Source organism: Pseudomonas poae, from assembly GCF_001439785.1.
Classification (GTDB): Bacteria; Pseudomonadota; Gammaproteobacteria; order Pseudomonadales; family Pseudomonadaceae; genus Aquipseudomonas; species Aquipseudomonas poae.
This window is the reverse complement of sequence record NZ_JYLI01000005.1, coordinates 283,860-309,007: the sequence shown is the minus strand read 5'-3', so window position 1 is coordinate 309,007 and position 25,148 is coordinate 283,860. Positions and strand designations below refer to the sequence as shown.

General features: G+C 60.1%; 24 protein-coding genes. 6 read left to right on the top strand and 18 right to left on the bottom strand.

Going from position 1 to position 25,148, the window contains the following annotated elements:
* Nucleotides 1–30 precede the first annotated feature (30 nt).
* From TU75_RS08705 to TU75_RS08655, 11 genes are all read right to left on the bottom strand, one after another.
* On the bottom strand, nucleotides 31–360 hold the full coding sequence (locus tag TU75_RS08705; protein ID WP_169896392.1) for a GlpM family protein: 330 nt from the start codon (nucleotides 358–360) through the stop codon (nucleotides 31–33).
* A gap of 8 nt (nucleotides 361–368) precedes the next feature.
* Nucleotides 369–1,706, bottom strand: coding sequence for a two-component response regulator AauR (gene aauR / locus TU75_RS08700; protein ID WP_003231453.1), 1,338 nt, complete (start codon nucleotides 1,704–1,706; stop codon nucleotides 369–371).
* Nucleotides 1,703–3,604, bottom strand: coding sequence for a two-component sensor histidine kinase AauS (aauS, locus tag TU75_RS08695; protein WP_060548693.1), 1,902 nt, complete (start codon nucleotides 3,602–3,604; stop codon nucleotides 1,703–1,705). Before aauS ends, aauR begins: the two co-directional genes overlap by 4 nt.
* A gap of 294 nt (nucleotides 3,605–3,898) precedes the next feature.
* The gene (locus TU75_RS08690; RefSeq protein WP_003231449.1) at nucleotides 3,899–4,633 is read right to left on the bottom strand and encodes an amino acid ABC transporter ATP-binding protein; all 735 of its coding nucleotides are present in this window, start codon (nucleotides 4,631–4,633) and stop codon (nucleotides 3,899–3,901) included.
* The gene (locus tag TU75_RS08685) at nucleotides 4,630–5,301 is read right to left on the bottom strand and encodes an amino acid ABC transporter permease (protein WP_003231447.1); all 672 of its coding nucleotides are present in this window, start codon (nucleotides 5,299–5,301) and stop codon (nucleotides 4,630–4,632) included. The genes TU75_RS08690 and TU75_RS08685 overlap by 4 nt, the downstream gene beginning before the upstream one ends.
* A complete protein-coding gene (locus TU75_RS08680) occupies nucleotides 5,301–6,047 on the bottom strand; it encodes an amino acid ABC transporter permease (RefSeq protein WP_003231445.1) in 747 nt (248 codons plus the stop codon). The genes TU75_RS08685 and TU75_RS08680 overlap by 1 nt, the downstream gene beginning before the upstream one ends.
* Before the next feature lie 195 nt (nucleotides 6,048–6,242).
* Nucleotides 6,243–7,169, bottom strand: coding sequence for a glutamate/aspartate ABC transporter substrate-binding protein (locus TU75_RS08675; RefSeq protein ID WP_060548692.1), 927 nt, complete (start codon nucleotides 7,167–7,169; stop codon nucleotides 6,243–6,245).
* 284 nt (nucleotides 7,170–7,453) lie between these two features.
* Nucleotides 7,454–8,989 carry a glycerol-3-phosphate dehydrogenase gene (gene glpD, locus TU75_RS08670; RefSeq protein ID WP_060548691.1) on the bottom strand — a complete coding sequence of 512 codons (1,536 nt, stop codon included), beginning with the start codon at nucleotides 8,987–8,989 and terminating at the stop codon, nucleotides 7,454–7,456.
* Nucleotides 8,990–9,262: 273 nt separating this feature from the next.
* Nucleotides 9,263–10,018, bottom strand: a complete 756-nt coding sequence (locus TU75_RS08665) for a DeoR/GlpR family transcriptional regulator (protein ID WP_003231440.1) — start codon at nucleotides 10,016–10,018, stop codon at nucleotides 9,263–9,265.
* 95 nt (nucleotides 10,019–10,113) lie between these two features.
* Nucleotides 10,114–11,619: a glycerol kinase GlpK gene (glpK, locus tag TU75_RS08660; protein WP_060548690.1), complete on the bottom strand. Its 1,506-nt coding sequence runs from the start codon at nucleotides 11,617–11,619 to the stop codon at nucleotides 10,114–10,116.
* A gap of 76 nt (nucleotides 11,620–11,695) precedes the next feature.
* Nucleotides 11,696–12,550, bottom strand: a complete 855-nt coding sequence (locus tag TU75_RS08655) for an MIP/aquaporin family protein (RefSeq protein WP_003231437.1) — start codon at nucleotides 12,548–12,550, stop codon at nucleotides 11,696–11,698.
* A gap of 328 nt (nucleotides 12,551–12,878) precedes the next feature.
* Between TU75_RS08655 and ybaK the strand changes: the two genes are divergently transcribed.
* Nucleotides 12,879–13,349: a Cys-tRNA(Pro) deacylase gene (gene ybaK / locus TU75_RS08650; protein WP_003231434.1), complete on the top strand. Its 471-nt coding sequence runs from the start codon at nucleotides 12,879–12,881 to the stop codon at nucleotides 13,347–13,349.
* 51 nt (nucleotides 13,350–13,400) lie between these two features.
* Here ybaK and TU75_RS08645 read toward each other — a convergent pair whose 3' ends face one another.
* The 3 genes from TU75_RS08645 to TU75_RS08635 form a co-directional block, all read right to left on the bottom strand.
* On the bottom strand, nucleotides 13,401–14,450 hold the full coding sequence (locus tag TU75_RS08645) for an ABC transporter ATP-binding protein (RefSeq protein WP_060548689.1): 1,050 nt from the start codon (nucleotides 14,448–14,450) through the stop codon (nucleotides 13,401–13,403).
* Nucleotides 14,447–15,367 carry an ornithine carbamoyltransferase gene (gene argF, locus TU75_RS08640; RefSeq protein WP_003231428.1) on the bottom strand — a complete coding sequence of 307 codons (921 nt, stop codon included), beginning with the start codon at nucleotides 15,365–15,367 and terminating at the stop codon, nucleotides 14,447–14,449. The genes TU75_RS08645 and argF overlap by 4 nt, the downstream gene beginning before the upstream one ends.
* Before the next feature lie 467 nt (nucleotides 15,368–15,834).
* On the bottom strand, nucleotides 15,835–16,014 hold the full coding sequence (locus TU75_RS08635) for a hypothetical protein (RefSeq protein ID WP_032869921.1): 180 nt from the start codon (nucleotides 16,012–16,014) through the stop codon (nucleotides 15,835–15,837).
* Here TU75_RS08635 and TU75_RS08630 point away from each other — a divergent pair.
* Nucleotides 16,013–18,121, top strand: a complete 2,109-nt coding sequence (locus tag TU75_RS08630; protein WP_060548688.1) for a molybdopterin oxidoreductase family protein — start codon at nucleotides 16,013–16,015, stop codon at nucleotides 18,119–18,121. The genes TU75_RS08635 and TU75_RS08630 overlap by 2 nt on opposite strands.
* An 86-nt stretch (nucleotides 18,122–18,207) precedes the next feature.
* Complete coding sequence (gene grxD, locus TU75_RS08625; protein ID WP_003231422.1) at nucleotides 18,208–18,546, top strand: Grx4 family monothiol glutaredoxin; 339 nt, start codon at nucleotides 18,208–18,210, stop codon at nucleotides 18,544–18,546.
* Nucleotides 18,547–18,614: 68 nt separating this feature from the next.
* Here the strand turns inward: grxD and bfr are convergent, their stop codons facing one another.
* Nucleotides 18,615–19,085 carry a bacterioferritin gene (bfr, locus tag TU75_RS08620; RefSeq protein ID WP_003231421.1) on the bottom strand — a complete coding sequence of 157 codons (471 nt, stop codon included), beginning with the start codon at nucleotides 19,083–19,085 and terminating at the stop codon, nucleotides 18,615–18,617.
* A gap of 201 nt (nucleotides 19,086–19,286) precedes the next feature.
* Nucleotides 19,287–19,505 (bottom strand): bacterioferritin-associated ferredoxin, encoded by a 219-nt coding sequence (locus tag TU75_RS26345; RefSeq protein WP_078047118.1) that lies wholly within the window; start codon nucleotides 19,503–19,505, stop codon nucleotides 19,287–19,289.
* A 243-nt stretch (nucleotides 19,506–19,748) separates the two neighbouring features.
* On the opposite strand from TU75_RS26345, the gene TU75_RS08615 reads away from it, so the two are divergent.
* Nucleotides 19,749–20,351, top strand: a complete 603-nt coding sequence (locus TU75_RS08615; RefSeq protein ID WP_003231418.1) for a peroxiredoxin — start codon at nucleotides 19,749–19,751, stop codon at nucleotides 20,349–20,351.
* A 72-nt stretch (nucleotides 20,352–20,423) separates the two neighbouring features.
* Here the strand turns inward: TU75_RS08615 and rnt are convergent, their stop codons facing one another.
* Nucleotides 20,424–21,095, bottom strand: a complete 672-nt coding sequence (gene rnt / locus TU75_RS08610) for a ribonuclease T (RefSeq protein ID WP_003231417.1) — start codon at nucleotides 21,093–21,095, stop codon at nucleotides 20,424–20,426.
* Nucleotides 21,092–22,138 carry a dihydroorotase gene (gene pyrC, locus TU75_RS08605; RefSeq protein WP_003231414.1) on the bottom strand — a complete coding sequence of 349 codons (1,047 nt, stop codon included), beginning with the start codon at nucleotides 22,136–22,138 and terminating at the stop codon, nucleotides 21,092–21,094. Before pyrC ends, rnt begins: the two co-directional genes overlap by 4 nt.
* Nucleotides 22,139–22,294: 156 nt before the next feature.
* Between pyrC and TU75_RS08600 the strand changes: the two genes are divergently transcribed.
* Both TU75_RS08600 and TU75_RS08595 read left to right on the top strand, forming a co-directional pair.
* Nucleotides 22,295–23,203: a flagellar protein MotY gene (locus TU75_RS08600; protein WP_003231412.1), complete on the top strand. Its 909-nt coding sequence runs from the start codon at nucleotides 22,295–22,297 to the stop codon at nucleotides 23,201–23,203.
* A gap of 129 nt (nucleotides 23,204–23,332) precedes the next feature.
* Nucleotides 23,333–24,550: an argininosuccinate synthase gene (locus TU75_RS08595; RefSeq protein WP_003231410.1), complete on the top strand. Its 1,218-nt coding sequence runs from the start codon at nucleotides 23,333–23,335 to the stop codon at nucleotides 24,548–24,550.
* Nucleotides 24,551–25,148 lie beyond the last annotated feature (598 nt).

Below are 25,148 nucleotides of genomic sequence, written 5' to 3'. Positions count from 1 at the left end.
GGGATTTCCCACATGGTTGACGGCAGTGTGTCAGGTGTGAACCCTGACCCATACGCTCACCAGCAGCGTCGCGGCGATCAGCCAGGCGACGGTGGCGACGGCCAGTGAGGCTTCCAGCCGCATCCGGTCGACCATCACATACAGTGTCGCCAGATACACAAAATACGGAATGATCGACCACATCCCGAACAGGATGGTGGTCTTCAAATCCTCCACCGAACGGCCCTTGCCGACGATGTAGTGGGCGATCAGCGCAAAGGTCGGGAACAGCGGTACCAGGCCGGCGATGTAATAGTTTCGGGTCTTGGCCAGTGCGGCAAGTATCACCACCACCGCCGCGCCGAGGGCGGCCTTCAACAATAGATCCATCAGTGGCTCAACCCGTATTTTTTGACCTTGTCGAACAGCGTGGTCTTGGCCATTCCCAGTTCCTGGCTGGCCTGGGTCAGGTTGCCGCCGCTGCGTTGCAGGGCGTCGTTGAGCAGGTTGCGTTCGAAGGCTTCCACCGCTTCGGTGAAGGCCAGGCCATGGTTGCTGCCTCCCGCGCCGGGCTTTTTGAAGGCCGGCAAGCCCAGGGCGAAGCGTTCGGCGACGTTGCGCAGTTCGCGCACGTTGCCCGGCCAATCGTGGCTCATCAGGCTCGACAACGTCTGGTTGTCCAGGTCCGGCACGCTGCGATCGAAGCGCAGGGATGATTGCTGCAAAAAGTGTTCGAACAGTTGCAGGATGTCTTCGCGACGCTCGCGCAGCGGCGGCAGTTCCAGGGTGACCACGTTGAGCCGGTAGTAGAGGTCGCTGCGGAACTGGCCGGCGCGGCTCAGTTCATCGAGGTCGGATTTGGTGGCGGCGATCACTCGGCAATCCACCGCCACGCTCTGGTTCGAGCCCAGGCGTTCCAAGGTGCGTTCCTGCAACACCCGCAGCAGCTTGATCTGCAGGTTGATCGGCATGCTTTCCACTTCATCGAGGAACAGCGTGCCTTGATGGGCGTGTTCGATCTTGCCGATGCGGCGCTTGCCCGCGCCGGTGAAGGCATTGGCTTCGTGGCCGAAAATCTCGCTTTCGAACAGGTTCTCCGGCAGGCCGCCGCAGTTGAGCGCGACGAACGGGTGGGAATGGCGGCGACTGAAATCATGCAGGCAACGCGCGACCAACTCCTTGCCGGTGCCGGTCTCGCCTTCGATCAGCACGTTGGCCGAGGTGTCGGCGACGTTGGCGATCAGGTCGCGCAGGTTCTGCATCGCCTGCGAACGCCCGATGATGCGGCCTTCCAGCGAGTCGCGCTCGGCCAGTTGGCGACGCAGCGCCCAGACCTCGCGCGCCAGAGCGCGCTGCTCCAGGGCACGACGGGCGACGTCGACCAGGCGTTCGGGAGAAAAGGGTTTCTCCATGAAGTCGTAGGCACCGTTGCGCATGGCGCCGACCGCCATGGCGATGTCGCCATGGCCGGTGATCAGCACGACCGGCAGGCTTTTATCCAGTGCCTTGAGGCGGGTCAGCAGTTCCAGCCCATCAATACCCGGCAGGCGAATGTCGCTGATGACGATGCCGGCAAAGTGCTCGTCGACGCGCTTGAGCGCCTCTTCGGCGCTGCCCACGCCGACGCTGGCAATGTCTTCCAGCGCCAGGGCCTGCTGGCAGCCGAGCAGTACATGGGGGTCGTCTTCGACGATCAGCACGGTGAGGTCTTGGGGCGTGATATTCATGTCGACTCAGTGGGTTGAATGCCCGCCAGCGGCAGGCTCAGGACGAAGGCCGTGCCACCACTGGCCGGGTGTTCCACGGCAAGGTTGCCGCCGGTGGCTGCCGCCAGGCTGGCCGACAGGGTCAGGCCAAGTCCCAGGCCTTGCTCGCCGGGCTTGGTGGTGAAGAACGGTTCGAACAAATGTTTGCGCGCCTCGGCGTCAACGCCGTGGCCGTTGTCGCGCACCCGCAGGCGATATTTGCCTTCGCTGCTGCTGCCTTCCAGCCACAGTTCCGGCGACGGTTGGTCTTGCATGGCATCCAGGGCGTTGCCGATCAGGTTGACCAGTATCTGCTCCAGGCGTGTCTGGTCAATCTGCAGCTGCACGGTGGCGAAATCGCGATGCACGCTCAGCGGCTGGCTGTCCACGCGTGCACCGAGCACCTGAAACGCGGCGTCTACCGCTTTGGTGAGGCTGGCCTGGCTCTGGTCATCGCCGCGCCGTGCAAACGAGCGCAGGCTGGCGGTGATGCGGCCCATGCGGTCGATCAGTTCGTTGATGGTCTTGAGGTTGGCGCTGGCGGTGTCCAGCGCGCCGCGTTCGAGGAAGCGCACGGTGTTGCCGGACAAGGTACGCAGCGCGGCCAGCGGCTGGTTCAGTTCGTGGGCAATGCTGGTGGACATCTGGCCGATGGCCGCCAGCTTGCCGGCCTGCACCAGTTCATCCTGAGCGCGGCGCAGGGTTTCTTCGGCCTGGCGGCGCTCGCGAATCTGGCCCTTGAGCCGTTCGTTGCTGGCGCGCAGGTCGCTGGTGCGCTCGGCGATCCGCCGTTCCAGCTGGCTGTTGGCTTCCTGCAAGGCTTCCCGTGCGGCGAGGCGGGTGGCGATCACTTTGCGCCGCTCGTTCCAGGCGATCAGCAGGAACGCCACCAGCCCAAAGGCGACGGCCACCAGGATGCCCTGGTTGATTGCAGCGCGGCGCAGATCGTTGAGCGGGGTGAGCAGGGTGAAATGCCACGGCGTATCGAGCAGCGGGCGGGTTTGCGCCAGGTAGCTCACCTCGTGGGCATCGTTGACCACTTCGCTGTTGGCCGGGAACGTCAGTGTTTCGCTGACCTCATTGAGGCGTTCGCGGGCCAGGGGTTCGAGTTCGTTCAGCGTCGCCCAGTAATATTGCAGGCTGTGGGCCAGGCGGTCGCGGGTGTCGTCGCTCAGTGGGCGCACGGCCTTGAGGCGCCGGGCCGGGTCGCTGGAGAGGATGATGATGCCATTCTCGTCACTGACGAACGCTTCGAGGCGCGCGCGTTGCCAGCGTTCTTCCAGGGCTTCGAGGCGCACCTTGACCACGGCCACGCCGATGATCTTGCCGTGCTCTTCCAGGCCATGGGCCAGGTAGTAGCCGGGTTCGCCGTTGGTGCTGCCGATGCCGTAGAAGCGCCCCGGCTGACCGCGCACGGCATTCTGGAAGTAGGCACGAAAGGACAGGTCTTCGCCCTGGTAACTGTCGGCATCGCGCCAGTTACTGGTGGCCAGCACGCGGCCGGTGGTGTCCATCACGTAGATGGCCCGACTGCGACTGCGTCGGTTCAGGCCTTCGAGGTAATCGTTGACGGTTTTGCGGGTTTCCTGATTCGGCTCGGCCAGCAGTTTGGACACGCTGGATTCCAGCTCCAGCAGGCTGGGCAGGTAGGTGTATTTGCCCAGTTCGCTTTCGACCGTGCGCGCATGCAGTTCAAGCTGGCGTTCACCGGTGTCGCTGAGGGTGCGGATGCCGTAGTACTCACTGATCCAGAAGCCGATGAAACCCAGGCCGATCATCAGGGCGACGACCAGTGGCGGCAGGAACAGTTGGCGTATCAGGCGAGTTTTCACGGCAAGTGATGGCGGTGGGGCGCGAAATTGGTTGGGGTCGCATTTCATCACAGATGCCTTGGGTCAACCAGTTGTGCTTACGGTGCTTGCCCGCTGGCGAGCGGGCTTGTTGTGGCGAGCGGGCAAGCCCTAATGCCGTCCAGTTAAGCGCAGATTCCCTGTGGCGAGCAGGCTTGTCCTGCGCTGGGCTGCGCAGCAGCCCCAAAACCAGGCGCTGAGCCGTATCAGGTACACCGCGTGTTGCTGGATTGGGGGCGCTTCGCGCCCCAACGCGGGGCAAGCCCGCTCGCCACAACAGGTGTGCTCACAACAAATAGCCACACCCACAAAGTGATGCAAGACTCAGTGCTGCAGGATTTTCTCGAGGAAGTGCTGTGCGCGTTCGGAGCGGGCGCTGATGTCGCCGAAGAATTCCTCTTTCGGGCAGTCTTCGATGATCTTGCCGGCGTCCATGAAGATCACGCGGTCGGCCACTTTGCGCGCAAAACCCATTTCGTGGGTCACGCACATCATGGTCATGCCTTCCTGCGCCAGTTGCACCATCACGTCGAGCACCTCGTTGACCATTTCCGGGTCGAGGGCCGAAGTCGGTTCGTCGAACAGCATGACGATCGGGTCCATGGCCAATGCGCGGGCAATGGCAACACGTTGCTGCTGTCCGCCGGACAGTTGGCCGGGGTGCTTGTGAGCGTGGGCCGACAGGCCAACCCGCTCAAGCAGTTGCAGGCCCTTTTGGGTGGCCTCTTCCTTGCTGCGGCCCAGTACCTTGATCTGCGCGATGGTCAGGTTTTCGGTGATGGTGAGGTGCGGGAACAGCTCGAAGTGCTGGAACACCATGCCCACCCGCGAGCGCAGTTTGGGCAGGTTGGTCTTCGGGTCGGCGATGGAGGTGCCGTCGACGACTACGTCACCCTTCTGGAACGGTTCCAGCGCGTTCACGCATTTGATCAGGGTGGATTTGCCCGAGCCGGACGGCCCGCACACCACGATCACTTCGCCTTTTTTAACCTCGGTGCTGCAATCGGTCAGCACCTGGAAGTCGCCATACCACTTGTTGATGTTCTTGATAGAGATCATACGGCAAACCTTTTTTGCAGACGCTTGACCAGCAGCGAGGCGGAAAAGCTGATGATGAAGTAGACGACACCGGCGAAGATCAGGAACTCATTGGAACGACCGATGATGTCGCCGTTGGAGCGGGCGGAGTTGAGGAAGTCCACCAGGCCCACGGTGTAGACCAGCGAGGTGTCCTGGAACAGGATGATCGACTGTTGCAGCAGCAACGGGGTCATCTTGCGGAACGCCTGGGGCAGGATGATCAGGCGCATGGTCTGTCCGTAGGTCATGCCCATCGCTTGTGCGGCGGCCATCTGGCCCTTGGGGATCGACTGCACGCCTGCCCGCACGATTTCGCAGAAGTAGGCGGCTTCGAACATCATGAAGGCCACGACGCAGGAGGTGAACGCACCAATGGGTGTGTCTTCGCCGGTGATCCAGCGCAACACGAACGGCACCGCCAGGTAGAACCAGGTGATCACCAGCAGCAGCGGGATCGAGCGGAAGTAGTTCACATAGGCGCCGGCCACACGCGAGAGCAGTTTGCTCGACGACAGGCGCATCAGCGCCAGTACCGTGCCCAGTGCGATGCCGCCGATGACGCCCATGACCATCAACTGCAAGGTCATGACCATGCCGTTCCACAGGCCCGGGATGGCGGGGATGATACCGCTGAAATCAAGTTCCATTATTTGCCCCCCACAGAGATCAGGCCGGGCACGGCGACTTTCTTCTCGACCACGCGCATCAGCAGCATCAGGCTCATGTTCAGGGTGAAGTAGATCAGCGTGGCCAAGGTGAAGGCTTCAAACAGGTTGGCCGAAAATTCGGCGGTCTGTTTGGTTTGCGCCAGCAGTTCCATCAGGCCGATCAGGGACGCCACGGAGGAGTTCTTGAAGACGTTGAGGAATTCGGAGGTGAGCGGCGGAATGATGATGCGGTAGGCCTGGGGCAACAGCACGTTCCAGTAGATCTGCGGCAGCTTGAAGCCCATGGCGCGTGCTGCGGATTCCTGGCCGCGTGGCAGCGCCTGGATACCGGTGCGCACTTGCTCGCAAACACGAGCGGCGGTGAACAGGCCCAGGCACACGACGACGCTGAGGTAGGCCGAGGTGGTCGGGTTGAGGTCCTGTTTGTACCAGTCCTGCAGGCCTTGCGGCAGCAGGTCGGGTATCAGGAAATACCAGATGAACAGCTGAACCAGCAGCGGCACGTTGCGAAACAGTTCGACGTAGCAGGTCGCAATGCCCGCCACGAGGCGATTTGGCACGGTGCGCATGACGCCCAGAATGGACCCCAGCAGCAAGGCGATAATCCATGCCACGACGGCGATGGCAATGGTCCAGCCCAGGCCCGCGATGTACCAGTCGAGATAGGTCTCGCTGCCAACGCCGGTGGACTTGAAGAACACGCCCCAGTCCCAGTTGTAATTCATTAGGGTCTCCCCTCGAAATCGATCGATGTACAAGCACCCGCTTGGGGAAAGTCCATTCCCGCCCGACATTGAATGCCAGGCACACGCGATCGGCTCGGAAACCGCCAGGTCGAGTGTTCCAAAAATACAGCCAGCAGGTAGTAACAGATGCCTGAGGGAGGGTGGGCTCCCTCAGGCGATAAGGTTAGTTCGGTGTCAGATTTTTACGTCGGGCGCCGGCTTGTCGCTTGGGTTGGCGATCAGCTCTTTAACCTTGTCACTCATCGGGAAGTTCAGGTTCAGGCCTTTGGGTGGAATCGGGCTTTCGAACCACTTGCTGTAGATCTTGTTGATCTCGCCGGATTTGAACAGGCCGACGATAGCGTCATCCACGGCTTTCTTGAAGGCCGGGTCTTCCTTGCGAACCATGCAGGCATAGGCCTCGAAGGATTGTGGCGTACCGGTGATGACCCAGTCGTCCGGCTTCTTGGCCTTGGCTTCTTCACCGGCCAGCAGGGCGTCGTCCATCATGAATGCTACGGCGCGGCCGCTTTCGAGCATCTGGAAGGATTCGCCATGGTCTTTGGCGGAGATGACGTTCATGCCCATCTGCTTGTCGGCGTTCATCGCTTTGATGATGCGCTCGGACGTGGTGCCGGCGGTGGTCACGACGTTCTTGCCTTTGAGGTCGGCGAAATCACCGTAGGACGGCTTGCCATCCTTGTCTTTCTTGACCAGCAAGCGGGTGCCGATTTCGAAGATGTTGGTGGTGAAGTCGACCTGTTGGGCGCGTTCGGCATTGTTGGTGGTGGAGCCGCATTCCAGGTCCGCGGTGCCATTCTGGATCAGCGGGATGCGGGTTTGCGAGGTGACCAGGTTGTACTTGGTCTTCAGGTCGGGCTTGTTCAGGTCTTTTTTCAGGGCTTCAACGATAGCCAGCTGAATGTCGTGGGAGTAGCCCACAGGTTTGCCCGAACCATCCGCGATGTAGGAAAACGGAATGGAGCTGTCGCGGTGCGCGAGAGTGATGGTGCCGGAGTCGTTGATTTTCTTCAGCGTGCCGGTGAGTTCGGCGGCGAACACTGGAGTGCTGATCAGAGCAGCAGCGATAGCTGCGCCCAGGATATGGGGAACGATGCGCATCAATACTTCCTCGACATTTGTTTTTTTTATGAAGCCGGATAGGCGGCTCTCTTGTACGGCGAATGCCCATAACGGCTGCTGGGAGGCCCTGGGCAATCGTTGGGAAGTGTAGAGCATGAGTCGTGCCAGACCGGCGGTAGAAGATTAATGCGCTGATTTATATAGGAATTAACTTTGTGTGACAGCGGATTTGCTGCGGGCAAGTACGGCAAACCGAATGGGGAGGGGGCGGGCGTTCGGAAAACCGAATGGTGCGGGAGCGAGTGCGCTCGCTCCCGCACAGGTCAGGCGGCTTCGATCTTGCGGTTTTGCTCGACCTTGGACAGATAACGCTGCAGGTTTTCCTGTTCTTCCGGGGTGGTGGAGAGGCCAAGTTTGGTCCGGCGCCACAGCACATCCTGGGGCTGGGTCACCCATTCTTCGGCGCACAGGTAATCGACCTCGCGGGTATACAGGCCGCCACCCAGGTGCTCGCCCAGGTCTGCCAGCGATTGCACGCCTTCCAGCAAACGCCAGGTGCGGCTGCCGTAGGTCACTGACCAACGGCGCGCGAGTTCACTTGGCACCCAGTCGAATTTTTTGCCAATGGCGTCGGCCAGCGCTTGCGGCGTGGTCATGTCTTCACCGCCCGGCAGGCTGGCGGTGGCAGTCCAGCTTGGGCGCATCTGCGCGAAGTAGGGGGCCAGTTGAGCCATGGCCGACTCGGCCAGCTTGCGATAGGTGGTCAGCTTGCCGCCGAACACCGACAGGATAGGCGCCTCGCCCGTGCCGCCGGACAGCGACAGGGTGTAATCGCGGGTGATGGCCGATGGGTTGTCCGACTCGTCGTTGCACAGCGGGCGCACGCCCGAGTAGGTGTGGACGATGTCGTCGCGGCTCAGCTGTTTTTTGAAGTGCGCGTTGACCACGTTGAGCATGTAGTCGGTTTCGCCTTCGGTGACTGCCACCTTGGCCGGGTCGCCGTCGTATTCACGGTCGGTGGTGCCAATGATGGTCAGATCGTTCAGGTACGGAATCGTGAAGACGATGCGCTGGTCTTCGTTTTGCAGGATGTGTGCGTGAGCGCCTTCGTAGAGTTTCGGCACGATCAGGTGGCTGCCCTGGATCAGGCGGATGCCATAAGGCGAATCCAGCTTGAGGTCGTCGCGAATGAACTTGGCAACCCATGGGCCGGCGGCATTCACCAGCGCCTTGGCACGAATCGAAAACAGGCTGCCGTCGGCGCGCTCCATGTTCATTTCCCACACGCCCTGGCTGCGGTGCGCGCTGACGCAGCGGGTCTGGGTGTGAATGTGCGCACCTTTCTCACGTGCGGCCATGGCGTTGAGCACCACCAGGCGGGCATCGTCGACCCAGCAGTCGGAATATTCGAAGCCTTTGGTGATTTCGCTTTTCAGCGGGCTGTCGGCGCCGAAGGTGAGGCTCTTGGAGCCAGCGAGTTTCTCGCGCTTGCCCAGGTTGTCGTAAAGGAACAGACCGGCGCGAATCATCCACGCAGGGCGCAGGTGAGGACGGTGCGGTAGCACGAAGCGCATCTGCTTGACGATGTGCGGTGCCTTGGCCAGCAGCACTTCACGTTCGGCCAGCGCTTCGCGCACCAGGCGGAACTCGTAGTGTTCCAGGTAGCGCAGGCCACCGTGGATCAACTTGCTGCTGGCTGAAGAGGTGTGGCTGGCCAGGTCGTCCTTTTCGCAAAGGAATACCGACAAACCGCGCCCGGCTGCGTCTGCTGCGATCCCGACGCCATTGATCCCGCCACCGATTACGGCAACGTCATAGACTTCGGCAAGGGGTGGAGCAGGCAAGGTAGAAGGGTTCATCGGCTGGCCTCGCAATCATTTTGTATTGGAATTCGAACATTAATGTTCATTTGCGAAAATGGTAGCTGATAAACGCGGGCACAGCCAGTCGACTTCGATTGAAAAAATTCATCGAAGGGCAGGCGAGGGGAAATTTGTGAACGTGGGCTTGAGGAAGGTTTTTGCATAGACCGCCTTCGCGGGCAAGCCCGCTCCCACCTTAACCCGCGTTCTCATGAGGGAACTCGGTCAAATGTGGGAGCGGGCATGCCCGCGAAGGCGGCGGTACAGGCGCTACACCACTTCCAGCCTGACCTTGTGCTCATTTAACAACTGCACCAATGCCGGCACCGGTTGTTGATCGGTTACCAGGCAATCCACCAGACTGATCGGCCCCAGGCGAATCATGGCATTGCGCCCGAATTTGCTGGAGTCCGCCGCCAGAATCACCTGGCGGGCGTTCGCAATGATCGCCTGTGACACGCGCACTTCCTGGTAGTCGAAATCCAGCAGGCTGCCGTCCTCGTCAATCCCGCTGATACCCACCAGCGCGAAGTCGACCTTGAACTGGTTGATGAAATCCACGCTGGCCTGGCCCACCACGCCGCCGTCACGGCGCACGTTGCCGCCGGTCAACAGCACGTCGAAGTCGTCCTTGGCACTCAGCATGGTGGCGACGTTGAGGTTATTGGTGATGATTTTCAGGTGGTTGTGATTGAGCAGCGCACGGGCGATGGATTCGGTGGTGGTGCCGATGTTGATGAACAGCGAGGCGTGATCGGGGATTTGCGCGGCGATGGCTTCGCCGATGCGCTGTTTCTCGTCGCGCATCTGGTCGGCTCGCATGGCGTAGGCGGTGTTTTCGACGCTGGAATCATAGGCTGCGCCGCCGTGGTAGCGGCGCAACAGATTGGCATCCGCCAATTGATTGATATCGCGGCGGATGGTTTGTGGGGTGACAACGAACAACTGCGCCATTTCCTCGATACTGACATAGCCGCGTTCGCGGACCAGTTCGAGGATGTGTTGCTGGCGGGGAGGCAGATTCATGGGGCGTCCTTTGGGCTGCCGTACAAAAGTGGCCCATGATGCCGCAGGAATCTGCTCCCGACCAGTTGGAACCCCGGCAGGGTCCCGCCTATGGCTTATTCAGCGCCTTCGTGCGGTTCCCAGTCGCGGGTGCGGCTCACCGCTTTTTGCCAGCCGGCGTAGAGCTTCTCCTTGGCCGCTTCGTCCAGCTGCGGTTCGAATTCGCGCTCTATCACCGCCTTGCCACGCAGTTCGTCCAGGCTGCTCCAGAAACCGCAGGCAAGGCCCGCCAGGTAAGCGGCGCCCAACGCTGTGGTTTCGCGCATTTGCGGGCGCTCTACCTGGGTGCCGAGGATGTCGGCCTGGAACTGCATCAGGAAATTGTTGGCCACCGCGCCACCGTCCACGCGCAGGGCCTTCAGGCGTTCGCCCGAGTCCTGCTGCATGGCGTCGAGCACGTCGCGGGTCTGGTAGGCAATCGACTCGAGGGCTGCACGAATGATGTGGTCCACGCGTACGCCACGGGTCAGGCCGAACAGCGCGCCACGGGCATACGGGTCCCAGTACGGCGCGCCCAGACCGGTGAAGGCCGGCACCAGGTATACGCCGTTGCTGTCCTTGACCTTGCCGGCGAAGTATTCGGTGTCGGTGGCGTCGGCGATGATTTTGAGTTCGTCGCGCAGCCATTGCACCGTCGAGCCGCCGTTGAACACGGCGCCTTCGAGGGCGTAAGCCACTTCGCCACTGGGGCCGCACGCGATGGTGGTGAGCATGCCGTGCTTGGATTTGACCGCCTTGTCACCGGTGTTCATCAGCAGGAAGCAGCCGGTGCCGTAGGTGTTCTTGGCCTGGCCGGGCTCTACGCACATCTGACCGAACAGCGCCGCTTGCTGGTCACCGGCGATGCCGCCGATGGCAATGCCGCTTTTGGTGCGGCCGTAGATTTCCGATGAGGATTTGACTTCGGGCAGCATTTCGCGCGGCACGTCGAGAATCTCCAGCATCTTCGCGTCCCACTCCAGCGTGTGGATGTTGAAGAGCATGGTGCGCGAGGCGTTGGTGTAGTCGGTGACGTGAGTCTTGCCGCCGGTAAATTTCCAGATCAACCAGCTGTCGATGGTGCCGAACAGCAGTTCGCCGTTGCGCGCACGCTCGCGGCTGCCTTCGACGTTATCGAGGATCCACTTGAGCTTGGTGCCGGAGAAGTATGGGTCGGTGACCAGGCCGGTGGCGTCGTTGATGTATTGCTCATGACCATCGCGCTTGAGCTGCTGGCAGATCTCGGTGCTGCGGCGGCACTGCCAGACGATCGCGTTGTAGATTGGGCGACCGGTGTTCTTGTCCCATACCACGGTGGTTTCACGCTGGTTGGTGATACCGATGGCGGCGACCTGGTCATGGTGCAGGCCGGCCTGTGCCAGCGCTTCGACCATCACTGCGCTCTGGGTGGCGAAGATTTCCATCGGGTCATGCTCGACCCAGCCGGCTTGCGGGTAATGCTGGGTGAACTCGCGTTGGGCGGTGCACACCACGTTGGCGTCACGATCGAAGATGATCGCTCGCGAACTGGTGGTGCCCTGGTCGAGGGCAATGATGTAGTTCTTATTCTGAATGTCGGTCATGTCAATTGCCTTGTACGAAAGAGGGAAGTCGGAAGTCAGCCTGGGCCGCAATGGGCAGGGGACCAGGCCGGCGCTTTCAGGAAATACGCGTGTTGCCGTTGACAGCCGTGTCAGGTGTTTCAGCTACAGCAGGGGCGGCGCTTGGCAAATGACGGGCGATCAGCCCACGGTAGGCCGCAGCACCCAGGCAAGCGCCGACAATCGGCGCGAAAATCGGCACCAGGAAATAGGGGATGTCGCGACCGCCAGTGAAGGCTATTTCACCCCAGCCAGCGAAAAAGGTCATCAGCTTGGGCCCGAAATCCCGCGCCGGGTTCATCGCAAAGCCGGTCAGCGGGCCCATGGCACTGCCGATGACCGCAATCAGCAGACCGATCAGCAGTGGCGCCAGCGGGCCGCGTGGCAGGCCGTTGTTGTCGTCGGTCAGGGCCATGATCACGCCCATCAGGATGGCGGTGATGACCATTTCCACCAGGAATGCCTGGGCCGTGCTCAACAGCGCGTGGGGGTAGGTGGAGAATACCGAGGCCAATTCCAGGCTGGCTTGGGTGCCGCGTACCAGGTGGTGTGTTTGTTCGTAATCGAAAAACAGGTTGCTGTACAGCGTGTACACCAGCGCCGCAGCGCAGAAGGCGCCGGCGACTTGAGCGAGGATGTAGAAAGGCAGTTTGCGCTTTTCGAAATCGGCAAACAGGCACAGGGCGATACTGACCGCCGGGTTGAGGTGCGCCCCGGAAATACCGGCGCTCAGATAGATCGCCATGCTGACGCCGATCCCCCAGATGATGCTGATTTCCCATAAGCCGAAGCTGGCACCCGCGACCTTGAGCGCAGCAACGCAACCGGTACCGAAGAAGATGAGCAGCGCGGTGCCGAGGAATTCGGCCATGCATTGGCTCGAAAGTGAAGGCTGTTGAAGAGCAGTTGTCATGGAAAACCTCATTTGTTGTTCTTGTCTGGCGTACGGCCTCGTTGGGCCTTGCGCGATTTTCACCAATGACGAGGATCCCCATCCACGCCACGGCTTACTGCTGCGATACTGCGGAAACCATTCCTACAGTATTCGGAAACGAAAAAATATAGACAAGAATGACGGCTGTCAAAGGTCGAAAGTGAACTGTCAGTCATTTTCCAACTATTGGTCTGATGAATGATCACGCTTGCAGCAGAAATTATCCGCGCACGCGGGGGCCGCACTAGAGCGTTTTACAGGGGCTTGGCTTAAAATCGACCCTCTGTTTGCCCCGACTGGAGACATCATGACCCCCGCATTGGATCTGTTGAAAAAAGTTCGCGCCGAACATCGCATCCACAGTTACGAGCACGATCCCAAGTCGGCTTCATATGGTCTGGAGGCCGCAGAGAAATTGGGCCTTGATCCGGCGCGGGTGTTCAAAACCCTGCTGGCCAGCAGTGAAAAGGGCGAGTTGCTGGTGGCGGTGGTGCCGGTCGTCGGAAGTCTGGACCTCAAGGCCCTGGCGCAGGCGGCGGGAGTGAAAAAAGTCGAAATGGCCGACCCGGCGGCGGCGCAGCGCTCCACCGGTTATTTGCTGGGGGGAATCAGTCCTTTGGGGCAGAAAAAGCGTTTGCGCACATTTATCGATGTGACGGCGCAGCCACTTGCGACGATTTTTGTGAGTGCGGGAAGGCGAGGGCTGGAAGTGGAATTGACAGCTTTGGCGCTGGCCGAAAACACCCAGGCCACCTTCGCGCCGATTGGCAGGATGTGATTTCGAGCCAATGAAAATCCACTATGGGAAGGCGCAAGCCCCCTCCCATATTCAGCGTGCTGCCTGAAACAGCACCAGATGTTCTGCCGCAACCCGGATGCCCACATCCACACCCACCTGATGGTCCGCATGGCTTGGGAAAATCGACTCCAGCTGCGCGCCGGTCGGCAACTGCAGGCGGTAGAGCGTCGAGGCGCCGAGGAAGGTCTTGCCGACGATTCGCGCTTTGAGGGCGCTGTCCGGCGCATGGACGATGTCGTCCGGGCGCAGCAGCACGTCCACCGCGCCTCCGGCAGGCCAGGTGTAAGCGCGGTTGCCGCGCAGCTCACCCAGTTCGGTGCGCACGGATTCCGGCGAGCTCAATTGGCCACGGATAAAGTAGCCCTGGCCAATAAAACTGGCGACGTAGGGCGTTTGCGGTTCGTGATAAAGGTTGTAGGGCGTATCCCACTGTTCCAGGCGGCCTTCCCTGAACACGCCCACCTGATCGCTTACGGCAAAGGCTTCTTCCTGATCATGGGTGACCAGGATCGCACTGGTGCCGCGCGCCTTGAGAATCTCGCGCACTTCATGGCTGAGCTTGCGCCGCAGTTCGCCATCGAGGTTGGAGAAGGGCTCATCCAGCAACAGCAGTTGCGGCTCCGGCGCCAGGGCGCGGGCAAGAGCGACGCGTTGTTGCTGACCACCGGACAATTCGTGGGGGAAGCGCTTGCCCAGGTTCTTGAGGTTGACCAGTTCCAGCAGTTCGGTAACCACGCGGTCTTTGTGCGGGTGCTTGCGAATGCCGAATGCGATGTTGTCGGCCACGCTGAGGTGGGGAAACAGGGCGTAGTCCTGAAACACCATGCCGATACGACGTTTCTCCGGTGCCAGGGTGAAACCGGCGCTGGAGATGACTTCGCCGGCCAGGCTGATTTCACCTTCGTGCACCGGTTCGAACCCGGCAATCGCCCGCAGCGTGGTGGTCTTGCCGCAGCCGGAAGAGCCGAGCAGGCAACCGATATCACCTGCATTGAGGTGCAGATTGAGGTTCTGTACCACCCGTTGATCGTGATAACCGCATGCCAGATTACGCAGGTTCAGCAGTAGGGGCTGGCTCATGCGTGGTGGTACGACGGCGGCACAAGAAATTCGAGCAGGGCCTTTTGCGCGTGCAGGCGGTTTTCGGCCTGGTCCCACGCCACCGAGCGCTGGTCGTCGAGCAGGTCGAGACTGATTTCTTCACCCCGGTGCGCCGGCAGGCAATGCATGAACAGCACGTCGGGCGCGGCCAGGTCGAGCAGGGCGCGGGTCACCTGGTACGGCGCGAAACGGGCCAGGCGCTTGGCGGTTTCTTCTTCCTGGCCCATTGAGGTCCACACGTCGGTGCTCACCAGGTGCGCGCCGGCGACGGCTTCACGCGGGTCGCGCACGAGGGTGACGCGGCTGCCGGCTTGTTCGAGGAAGCGCGCATCAGGCTCGTAGCCTTCAGGGCAGGCAACACGCAGCTGGAAGTCGAACTGGATCGCCGCTTCTATATAGCTGTTGCACATGTTGTTGCCATCGCCGATCCAGGCCACGGTCTTGCCCTGGATAGAGCCGCGATGTTCAAGGAAGGTTTGCATGTCGGCCAGCAGCTGGCAGGGGTGCAGGTCATCGGACAGGCCGTTGATCACCGGCACCCGCGAGTTGGCGGAAAATTCGGTCACGGTGCTGTGGGCAAAGGTCCGGATCATCACGGCGTCAAGCATGCTCGACATGACGATGGCGCTGTCGGCGACGGTCTCGCCCCGGCCCAGTTGCGTATCGCGCGAAGACAGAAAGATGGCTTGGCCACCCAGTTGAATCATGCCGGCTTCGAACGACACGCGGGTGCGGGTCGATGACTTTTCGAAAATCATCCCGAGCACGCGGTTTTTCAAAGGCTCGAACAGTACGCCGCGGTTACGCAGGTCTTTAAGCTCAATGCCTCGACGGATCACGCCGACCAGCTCTTCGGGCGTGCAATCCATCAGGGAGAGAAAGTGCCTAGCGCTCATCATTAACTACCTTTTGCAACAGACCGCAGATACTCAAAGCCTTGTTTATTGTGACAACGGGCGAGACCTGCGGCGAAAGCCGCACGGGGCGACGAAATAGGGGAAGGCGCGATCTTATAATTAAATGTCGCGTCTTACCAATAGGGCTACGGTTTTTAAGGGTGTTCAGCGGGGCGGCAAAGCGCGTTTGAAAACAACTTCCTGACAGCAGCGGGCCATTTGTACACTGGCGCCGCAACCTTTTGCAATGCGCGGCGGCGGGGCCAGGCCTAATGCCGTTCAGTCAAGCGCAGATTCCCTGTGGCGAGCAGGCTTGTCCTGCGTTGGGCTGCGCAGCAGCCCCACAACCAGGCGCTGAGCCGTATCAGGTACCCCGCGTTTTGCTGGAGTGGGGGCGCTTCGCACCCCAACGCGGGGCAAGCCCGCTCGCCACAATAAGCCCACACATTGTCCTTAACTGGACGGCATTATGGGCAGGCCAGGCTGTGTCGGTTTCCCGCGACGATGCGCGCACCTTTGAAACATTTGCTCATGCTCTTGGCCATGGCCTGGCCTGATGCCAGTCGATTCATGCCGCGAAGGTTGCTGGTGCACCAGGCCACGGCGGCCCATAGTTGGCCCAATGCCCCTATAAAGAGACTGGCCATGACCAAGACTCTCCACCACCGTGCTTGCCATCTGTGTGAAGCCATTTGCGGCCTGACCCTGGAAACCACCCAGGCCCACGACGGCAGCCTGGCGATCACGTCCATCAAGGGCGACGCCCAGGACAGCTTCAGCCGTGGGCACATCTGCCCCAAGGCCGTGGCGTTGCAGGATATCCAGAATGACCCGGACCGCCTGCATCAGCCCATGCTGCGCGTCGGCAGCCAATGGCAACCCATCCCTTGGGAAGATGCCTTCGCGCTGGTGGCTGAACGTCTGTCGGGCATTCAGGCGCGTCATGGGCAGAATGCGGTGGCGGTCTACCAGGGCAACCCCAGCGTGCACAATTATGGGCTGATGACCCACAGCAACTATTTTCTGGGGTTGTTGAAGACGCGCAATCGGTTTTCCGCAACCTCAGTGGATCAACTGCCCCATCACCTCACCAGCCACCTGATGTACGGCCATGGTCTGTTGCTGCCGATCCCGGACATCGACCACACCGATTTCATGCTGATACTCGGCGGCAATCCGCTGGCCTCCAATGGCAGCATCATGACCGTGCCGGATGTGGAAAAACGCTTGAAGGCCGTTCAGACGCGGGGTGGCAAAGTGGTGGTGGTCGACCCTCGGCGCAGCGAGACGGCGGCGATAGCCGACCAGCATCTGTTCGTGCGGCCTGGGGGGGATGCGGCGTTGCTGTTCGGTCTGCTCAACACCCTGTTTACGGAGAATCTGACCCGTACCAGCCATTTGCCGGTTGAAGGCCTTGAGGCGGTGCGCCGCGCCATCGCCGGGTTCACCGCCGAGGCCATGAGCAGCCAATGTGCCGTGCCCTCTGAGCAGATCCGCCAGTTGGCGCGTGATTTTGCCGCTGCGGACAAAGCGGTGTGCTACGGGCGCATGGGGGTGTCGACCCAGGCGTTCGGCACGCTGTGTCATTGGCTGGTGCAGTTGATCAACCTGGTGACCGGCAATCTCGACCGGGTGGGTGGCGCGCTGTGCACTACGCCGGCCGTGGACCTGGTGGCGTCCACCGGTGGCGGGCATTTCAATCGTTGGCAGAGTCGGGTTTCCGGGCGTCCGGAATACGGGGGGGAATTGCCGGTATCGGCCCTGGCTGAAGAAATGCTCACCGCCGGCGACGGGCAAATCCGCGCGCTGGTGACGGTGGCCGGCAACCCGGTGCTGTCCACGCCCAATGGTCGCCAGTTGGAGCAGGCGCTGGAGGGGCTTGAGTTCATGGTCAGTGTCGACCTGTACATCAACGAGACCACGCGCTATGCCGACTTGATCCTGCCGTCCACCTCGGCGCTGGAGAATGATCATTACGACACCACGTTCAATATGTTCGCGGTGCGCAACGTTACCCGTTTCAATCGCGCGATCCTGCCAAAGCCTGCGGGTGCGTTGCACGACTGGGAGATTTTCGTCGGTTTGGCCAAGGCCTTTGCCGCGCAGACGGGCGTTGCGCTGAAGCCGACGATGGCGCCGGCGCAGATGATCGATGCCGGCCTGCGCGCCGGGACTTATGGTGATGCCTCCGCTCACAAGCTGTCGGTGGCAATGCTGGCGGAACATCCCCATGGCCTGGACCTGGGGCCGCTGTCGGCCAATCTTGCTGCGCGTTTGAAAACCGCAGATGGCAAGGTGCAGGCCGCACCGGCGGTGATTCTTGCGGACTTGGTGCGTTTTGCGGCACAGCCGGCGCCTGTGGTTGACGAGCTGCTACTGATCGGCCGTCGCCATGTGCGCAGCAACAATTCGTGGATGCATAACTATCACCGGCTGGTGAAAGGCAAGCCACGGCACCAGTTGCATATGCACCCCGATGACCTGGCGAGCCGGCAGTTGGGCGATGGGCAGCGCGTGCGCGTCAGCTCGCGTATCGGCATGATCGAAGTTGAGGTAGTCGCCAGTCTGGAGATGATGCCCGGCGTGGTCAGCCTGCCCCACGGTTGGGGTCATGGCCGCCCTGGCGTGCGGATGACAATCGCCAGCAGCCAGCCCGGAGCGAGCGCCAACGACTTGACTGACGAGCGGCAGTTGGACGAATTGTCTGGCAACGCCGCGTTGAACGGGGTGCCGGTGCAGGTTTCGGCCGCATAAGGAGCCAGAGCATTGTGCCGGGATTTTGCGTTACAATGCGCCACCGTGCCGACCTGTGAGTCGCAAAGTTCCAGCCGAGGTGTTCCATGGATATCATCGAAACGATCAAAGAGCAGATTGCCAACAACACCATTCTGCTTTACATGAAGGGCGCACCGAACGCGCCTCAGTGCGGTTTCTCCGCAAAGGCATCCCAGGCCATCATGGCGTGCGGTGAAAAATTCGCCTACGTGGATATTCTGCAGAATCCTGAAATCCGCGCCAATTTGCCAAAGTACGCCAACTGGCCGACCTTCCCGCAATTGTGGGTAGCCGGCGAACTGGTCGGCGGCAGTGACATCATCACTGAAATGGCAGCGGATGGTTCGTTGCAGGCGCTGGTCAAAGATGCAGCAGCCAGTGCAGCGGCCAAGACCGACGCTTGATTGGCCTGCATTAAAAAGCCCCGCTTCTCGAAAGAGAGCGGGGCTTTTTTATACCGGCGTGCTGTGGGTTATTCGCCCATCTGCGACTGCAGGTAATTCTCCAGGCTGACTTTGACGATCAGGCCCAGTTGGGTTTCGAGCCAGTCGATGTGTTCTTCCTGATCTTCCAGAATATCTTCCAGAAGCTCGCGGCTACCGAAGTCACCGTGGGTTTCGCAGTGGGCAATGGCGGCCTTGAGGTCGCTGTGACTCTTGCGTTCAAAGCCCAGGTCGCTGTTGAGCATTTCCTGAGTGTGTTCGCCGATGTTCAGCTTGCCCAGGTCCTGCACGTTCGGCAGGCCTTCCAGGAACAGGATGCGCTTGATCAGCGCATCGGCGTCTTTCATGGCCTTGATCGACTCTTTGTATTCGCGCTTGCCGAGCTTTTCCAGGCCCCAATCGTCGTACATGCGTGCATGCAGAAAGTACTGATTGATCGCGACCAGTTCATTGGCAAGGATTTTGTTGAGCTGCTGGATGACTGAGATGTCGCCTTTCATGACTGGGGTCCTGCCCTGTAATAGCTGTGTATAGGGCGGAGTTTGAGCGGCGGAAACCTTAGTGTCAAACCTAAGTTATTGAATAATAAATGAAAATTAATCGGAATAAGAATGTTTGTGTTCCGCGTCTCGGCGCTAACTGATTGAATTACAGACATAAAAAAACCGGACTCCAGGTCCGGTTCTTTAAAACACGCTTATTTAAGCGTGTGTAAATTCTGCTGAGTAGGGGAGCGCGCTCTGCGCTGTTTGCAGTTGCGTCAGGGTTTCCCGTACCACTTGCTTGGCGAGGCAGGCACATTTACCACACTGGCTGGCAACGCCCGTGGTTTCGCGCACTTCCTTGTAGCTGCAGCAACCTTCATAGATTGCTTCGCGGATTTGTCCGTCGGTGACGCCAGTACAAAGGCACACATACATAGGGAGAACCATCGCGGTGTGAGGCTTGAATGCATTGGATCTTAATGTTAACGAGAATGATTGTCAAAGTACATTCGCTGGGTATTTCACCAGCACGGGCCTCGCGCTGACGAACGGTTTTTTCAGTGTATGATGGCCGGTCTTCACGAAGCGTGACTGCGTCACAGGCCTGTCGCTTAAATACGGCAGACTCAACACCGGTCCTGTTACTTCAATCTTCACCCTTACATCAGGAGATACCCAATGAGCGTACTCGTCGGCAAACAAGCCCCGGATTTCGACGTACCTGCAGTGCTCGGCAATGGCGAAATCGTAGACAGCTTCAAGCTGTCTGAAGCCATCAAAGGCAAATACGGCCTGGTGTTCTTCTACCCGCTGGACTTCACTTTCGTCTGCCCGTCCGAGCTGATCGCTCTGGACCACCGCATGGACGACTTCAAGGCGCGCAACGTTGAAGTGGTTGCCGTGTCCATCGACTCCCATTTCACCCACAACGCGTGGCGCAACACGGCCATCAACGATGGCGGCATCGGCAAAGTCAAATACACCATGGCTGCCGACATGAAGCACGAGATCGCCAAGGCCTACGACGTTGAGTCCGAAGGCGGTGTAGCGTTCCGTGGCGCGTTCCTGATCGACGACAAGGGCGTTGTGCGCTCGCAGATCATCAACGACCTGCCGCTGGGCCGTAACATGGAAGAGCTGATCCGTCTGGTCGACGCGCTGCAGTTCCACGAAGAGCACGGTGAAGTCTGCCCTGCCAACTGGAAAAAAGGCGACAAGGGCATGACCGCTTCCACCGAAGGTGTTGCGGCTTACCTGACCGAGAACGCTGGCAAGCTGTAAGCCTGATTCCAGGTACAAAAAAACCGGCCTGTGAGGGCCGGTTTTTTTGTGGGAGGAACGCCCGGAAGAGTCTCAGTCGCCGAAATCTTCCCAGCCGCCCATCTGCTTCCACCGGTTGACGATGCCGCAGAACAGCTCTGCGGTTTTCTCGGTGTCGTAACGCGCCGAGTGGGCTTCGCGGCCGTCAAAGTCGATACCGGCGGCCTGGCAGGCCTTGGCCAATACCGTTTGACCGTAAGCCAGGCCGGCGAGGGTAGCGGTATCGAAGCTGGAGAAGGGATGAAACGGGTTGCGCTTCATGTCCAGGCGCGCCACGGCGGCGTTCAGGAAGCCCAGGTCGAAGCTGCTGTTGTGGCCAACCAGGATCGCGCGTTTGCAGCCATTGGCTTTCAATGCCTTGCGTACGCCACGGAAGATATCGGTCAGCGCCGCCTCTTCACTTACCGCCATGCGCAGGGGGTGATCGAGCTTGATGCCGGTGAATTCCAGGGCGGCGGCTTCGATATTCGCGCCTTCGAACGGCTCTACGCGGAAGAAATGCGTGTGTTCGGCAAACACGAATCCCTGCTCGTCCATACCGATGGTGGTGGCGGCGATTTCCAGCAAAGCGTCGGTGGCGCAGTTGAAACCACCGGTTTCTACGTCGATGACAACCGGCAGATAGCCACGAAACCGCTCGGCCATTGGATGACGGGAGCCGCCACCGCTGTGCTCGTGTTCGTCGTCGTAATGGTCTTCACTCACTTGCTTTCCTCCAGCAGGCGCCAGCGCAGTGTTTCACCGGCGCGCAGCGGGATGACGGTCAGCTCGCCGAACGGCAGGCTGGCGGGGGCGGTCCAGTCTTCGCGGACCAGGGTGATGCGGTCGGTATTAGCCGGCAGGCCGTAGAAGCGCGGCCCGTTGAGGCTGGCAAAAGCTTCAAGCTTATCCAGCGCATTGCGTTGTTCAAACGCTTCGGCGTACAGCTCGATGGCAGCAAACGCGGTGTAGCAACCGGCGCAGCCGCAGGCGGCTTCCTTGGCGTGCTGGGCGTGGGGTGCCGAGTCGGTGCCGAGGAAGAACTTCGGGCTGCCGCTGGTGGCTGCGTCCAGCAAAGCCACCTGGTGGGTGTTGCGCTTGAGGATCGGCAGGCAGTAAAAATGCGGCCGAATCCCGCCCACCAGCATGTGGTTGCGGTTGTACAGCAGGTGATGAGCGGTGATGGTCGCGCCGACGTTTTCCGAGGCCTCGGTGACGAACTGCACGGCATCAGCGGTGGTGATGTGCTCGAACACCACCTTGAGCGTCGGGAACAGCTCGACCACGCGACGCATGTGCTCGTCGATGAAGATCTTCTCGCGGTCGAACACATCCACGTCGCCACGGGTGACTTCACCGTGGATCAACAACGGCATGCCGACATCCGCCATGGCTTCGATGGCCGGCAGGATCTTGTCGATGCTGGTCACGCCGGAGTCGGAGTTGGTGGTGGCGCCCGCCGGGTACAGCTTGGCGGCGTACACAAAGCCGCTGGCATGGGCTTCGCGAATTTCTTCAGGCAGGGTGCGGTCGGTGAGGTAGAGCACCATCAACGGTTCGAAGCGGCTGCCAGCCGGTCGCACGGCGAGGATGCGCTGGCGATAGGCATCGGCTTGCGCGGCATTGCGCACCGGAGGTACCAGGTTGGGCATGATGATGGCACGGCCAAACGTGCGCGCTACATCGGCCACGGTGTGGGGTAACGCAGCACCATCGCGAAGATGAATATGCCAGTCGTCGGGACGCAGCAGGGTCAGGCGGTCGGACATTGGGGATTCCAGGCGGGTCAATCTGGTGGGAATGCTACCGGAAAAGACTGTTGCAGGCACTCGCTATCAAGTTTTGCAGGATACGACCGATAGCAGGGGGTATGCCTTAACGATGTATGACGCCTTGATGTGTTGTAGAAACCAGTGGAGCCGCCCGTGCGCCAGCATTATCTAGCCCTGCTCAGTGTGTTCGCCAGCCTGCCTGCAATGGCCCTCACGTTCCAGACCCGTCTGGAGAACATTGAGTGGAAGGTGGAAGGCGATCAGTTCGAGTGCCGTCTGACCCAGCCGATCACCGATTTCGGCTCGGGTGAGTTCGTGCGCCGGGCCGGCGAGCAGGCGACGTTTCGCCTCAAGGCCTATAACGGTGCACTTGGCGCAGGCTCGGCGACGCTGCTGGCGGCCGCTGCACCGTGGCAGCCGGGGCGCGGCGATATCAATCTGGGCGCGGTGCGGGTTGGCAGCGGCGATGTGCTGTTCAACAGCTCCCAGGCACAGGCCGGGCGTCTGTTCACGGGTCTTCTGGAAGGGCGCAGCCCCACGGTGCGCCATTACGGGCGCGAGGGCGGTTACTCGGAAGTTCGCCTGTTGCCGGTGAAATTCAACAAGGCTTTCAACGACTATCAGCTGTGCACCGCCAAGCTGTTGCCGATGAATTACGATCAGGTCAAACAGACCGAAGTCGGCTTCCCCGGCGGTGGCGTTGAGCTGGATGCCGCCGCCAAGCAGAAGCTGTCAGTGATTCTGGCGTACCTTAAGGCCGATCCCACGGTTAACCATATGGAGTTGAACGGTCACTCCGACAACAGCGGCAACCGCCTGACCAATCGCGATGTTTCGCGCCGCCGCGCCCTGGCGGTGATGGACTACTTCAAGGCCAATGGCATTGCGGAGTCGCAGATCACCCTGCGATTCCATGGTGAAAGCTATCCCTTGGCGCCCAACACCAATGCGGCCAACCGCGCGCGCAACCGTCGCGTGAACATTCAGCTTGAGCGCGTGGCTGCCCCCGAGAAACCGGCACCGCAGGCCGCCGCTCCGGGCAATCCGGCACACACCTCATAAGGTGCGACCCCCGGTCGCGCCGTCGACATAATCTGTCGCTTTATCTTCATTTGCTGTCGCGCCCCTGTAAATTCACGGTTTTGAACGGTAGAATCGTCGCCTTTCCGTACAACCCCGTGGAGTGATGGCATGGCCGACGTAAACAAGGTCGTTCTCGCGTATTCCGGCGGCCTGGACACTTCGGTGATCCTCAAGTGGCTGCAGGATACTTATAACTGTGAAGTGGTGACCTTCACCGCTGACCTGGGTCAGGGCGAAGAAGTCGAACCTGCACGCGCCAAGGCGCAAGCCATGGGCGTGAAAGAGATCTACATTGACGACCTGCGCGAAGAGTTCGTCCGCGATTTCGTCTTCCCGATGTTTCGCGCCAACACCGTCTACGAAGGCGAGTACCTGCTGGGTACCTCCATCGCCCGTCCGCTGATCGCCAAGCGCTTGATCGAAATCGCCAACGAAACCGGCGCCGATGCCATTTCCCATGGCGCGACCGGCAAGGGCAACGACCAGGTGCGCTTTGAACTGGGCGCCTACGCCCTCAAGCCAGGCGTGAAAGTGATTGCACCGTGGCGTGAATGGGACCTGCTGTCCCGTGAAAAACTGATGGATTACGCTGAAAAGCACGCCATCCCGATCGAACGCCACGGCAAGAAGAAGTCTCCGTACTCGATGGACGCCAACCTGCTGCACATCTCCTATGAAGGCGGCGTGCTGGAAGACACCTGGACCGAGCACGAAGAAGATATGTGGAAATGGACCGTCTCCCCGGAGAACGCTCCAGACAAGCCGCAGTATCTGGAACTGACCTACCGCAACGGCGATATCGTCGCGCTGGACGGCGTCGAGATGACCCCGGCCACCGTGCTGGCGACCCTCAACCGTATTGGCGGCGAGCACGGTATCGGCCGTCTCGACATCGTCGAGAACCGTTACGTGGGCATGAAGTCCCGTGGCTGCTACGAGACCCCGGGCGGCACCATCATGCTGCGTGCGCACCGCGCCATCGAGTCCATCACTCTGGACCGCGAAGTGGCTCACCTCAAAGACGAGCTGATGCCCAAGTACGCCAGCCTGATCTACACCGGTTACTGGTGGAGCCCTGAGCGTGTGATGCTGCAACAAATGATCGACGCCTCCCAGGCCCATGTGAACGGCGTTGTGCGCCTGAAGCTGTACAAGGGCAACGTGATCGTCACCGGGCGCAAGTCCGATGAGTCGCTGTTCGACGCCAACATCGCCACCTTCGAAGAAGACGGCGGCGCCTATAACCAGGCAGACGCGGCGGGCTTCATCAAGTTGAACGCACTGCGCATGCGCATTGCGGCCAATAAAGGTCGCAAGCTGTTCTGAATGTTCCAGGTGATCTGAAAAAAAGGCCCCTTATTCAAGGGGTCTTTTTTTTGAACGCAATGAATATATAGCGAGTAATGTGTTTAACGCTTGTTTGTTACTCATCATAAGATTCTTGATGTGTTTTTTTGTGCTGAAGTGTCACGAACGCAATGAAATGTTTACACCCTGGCAGGAACTATCTCCTACAGAAAAATCACTCAAAGAAGCACGGCGTGGATGTAGTGCGCTGAAATTTCTGTAGGAATTTTACGGTGTAAACACTTATGTTAAATGGAACTGAATCAAAGGGAATGTTTTCACCTGCCCATTCTTTTAAACGGCGCAAACAAGGGGCATTTCCTGAAAGTCCTGTACGCCACGTTTACGGACCGCCCTTTGGCCGGTGCTTATTTCACTCAAGATATGTACCGGTACGGAAAGGTCTGAAAGCCTGCATAAAATCGAATGCATCCTCATTGTTGTTTTTTTGTAGGCTGATTCCGATATCTTTGTGGCTTGGGTCTCTGCTTGCTGTTGCTCGGGGGGGAACACTATGCCAACTAGGAAACGACTAGGCTATTGTGTTTGCTCTGAATAATTCGAACAGCGAAATTGG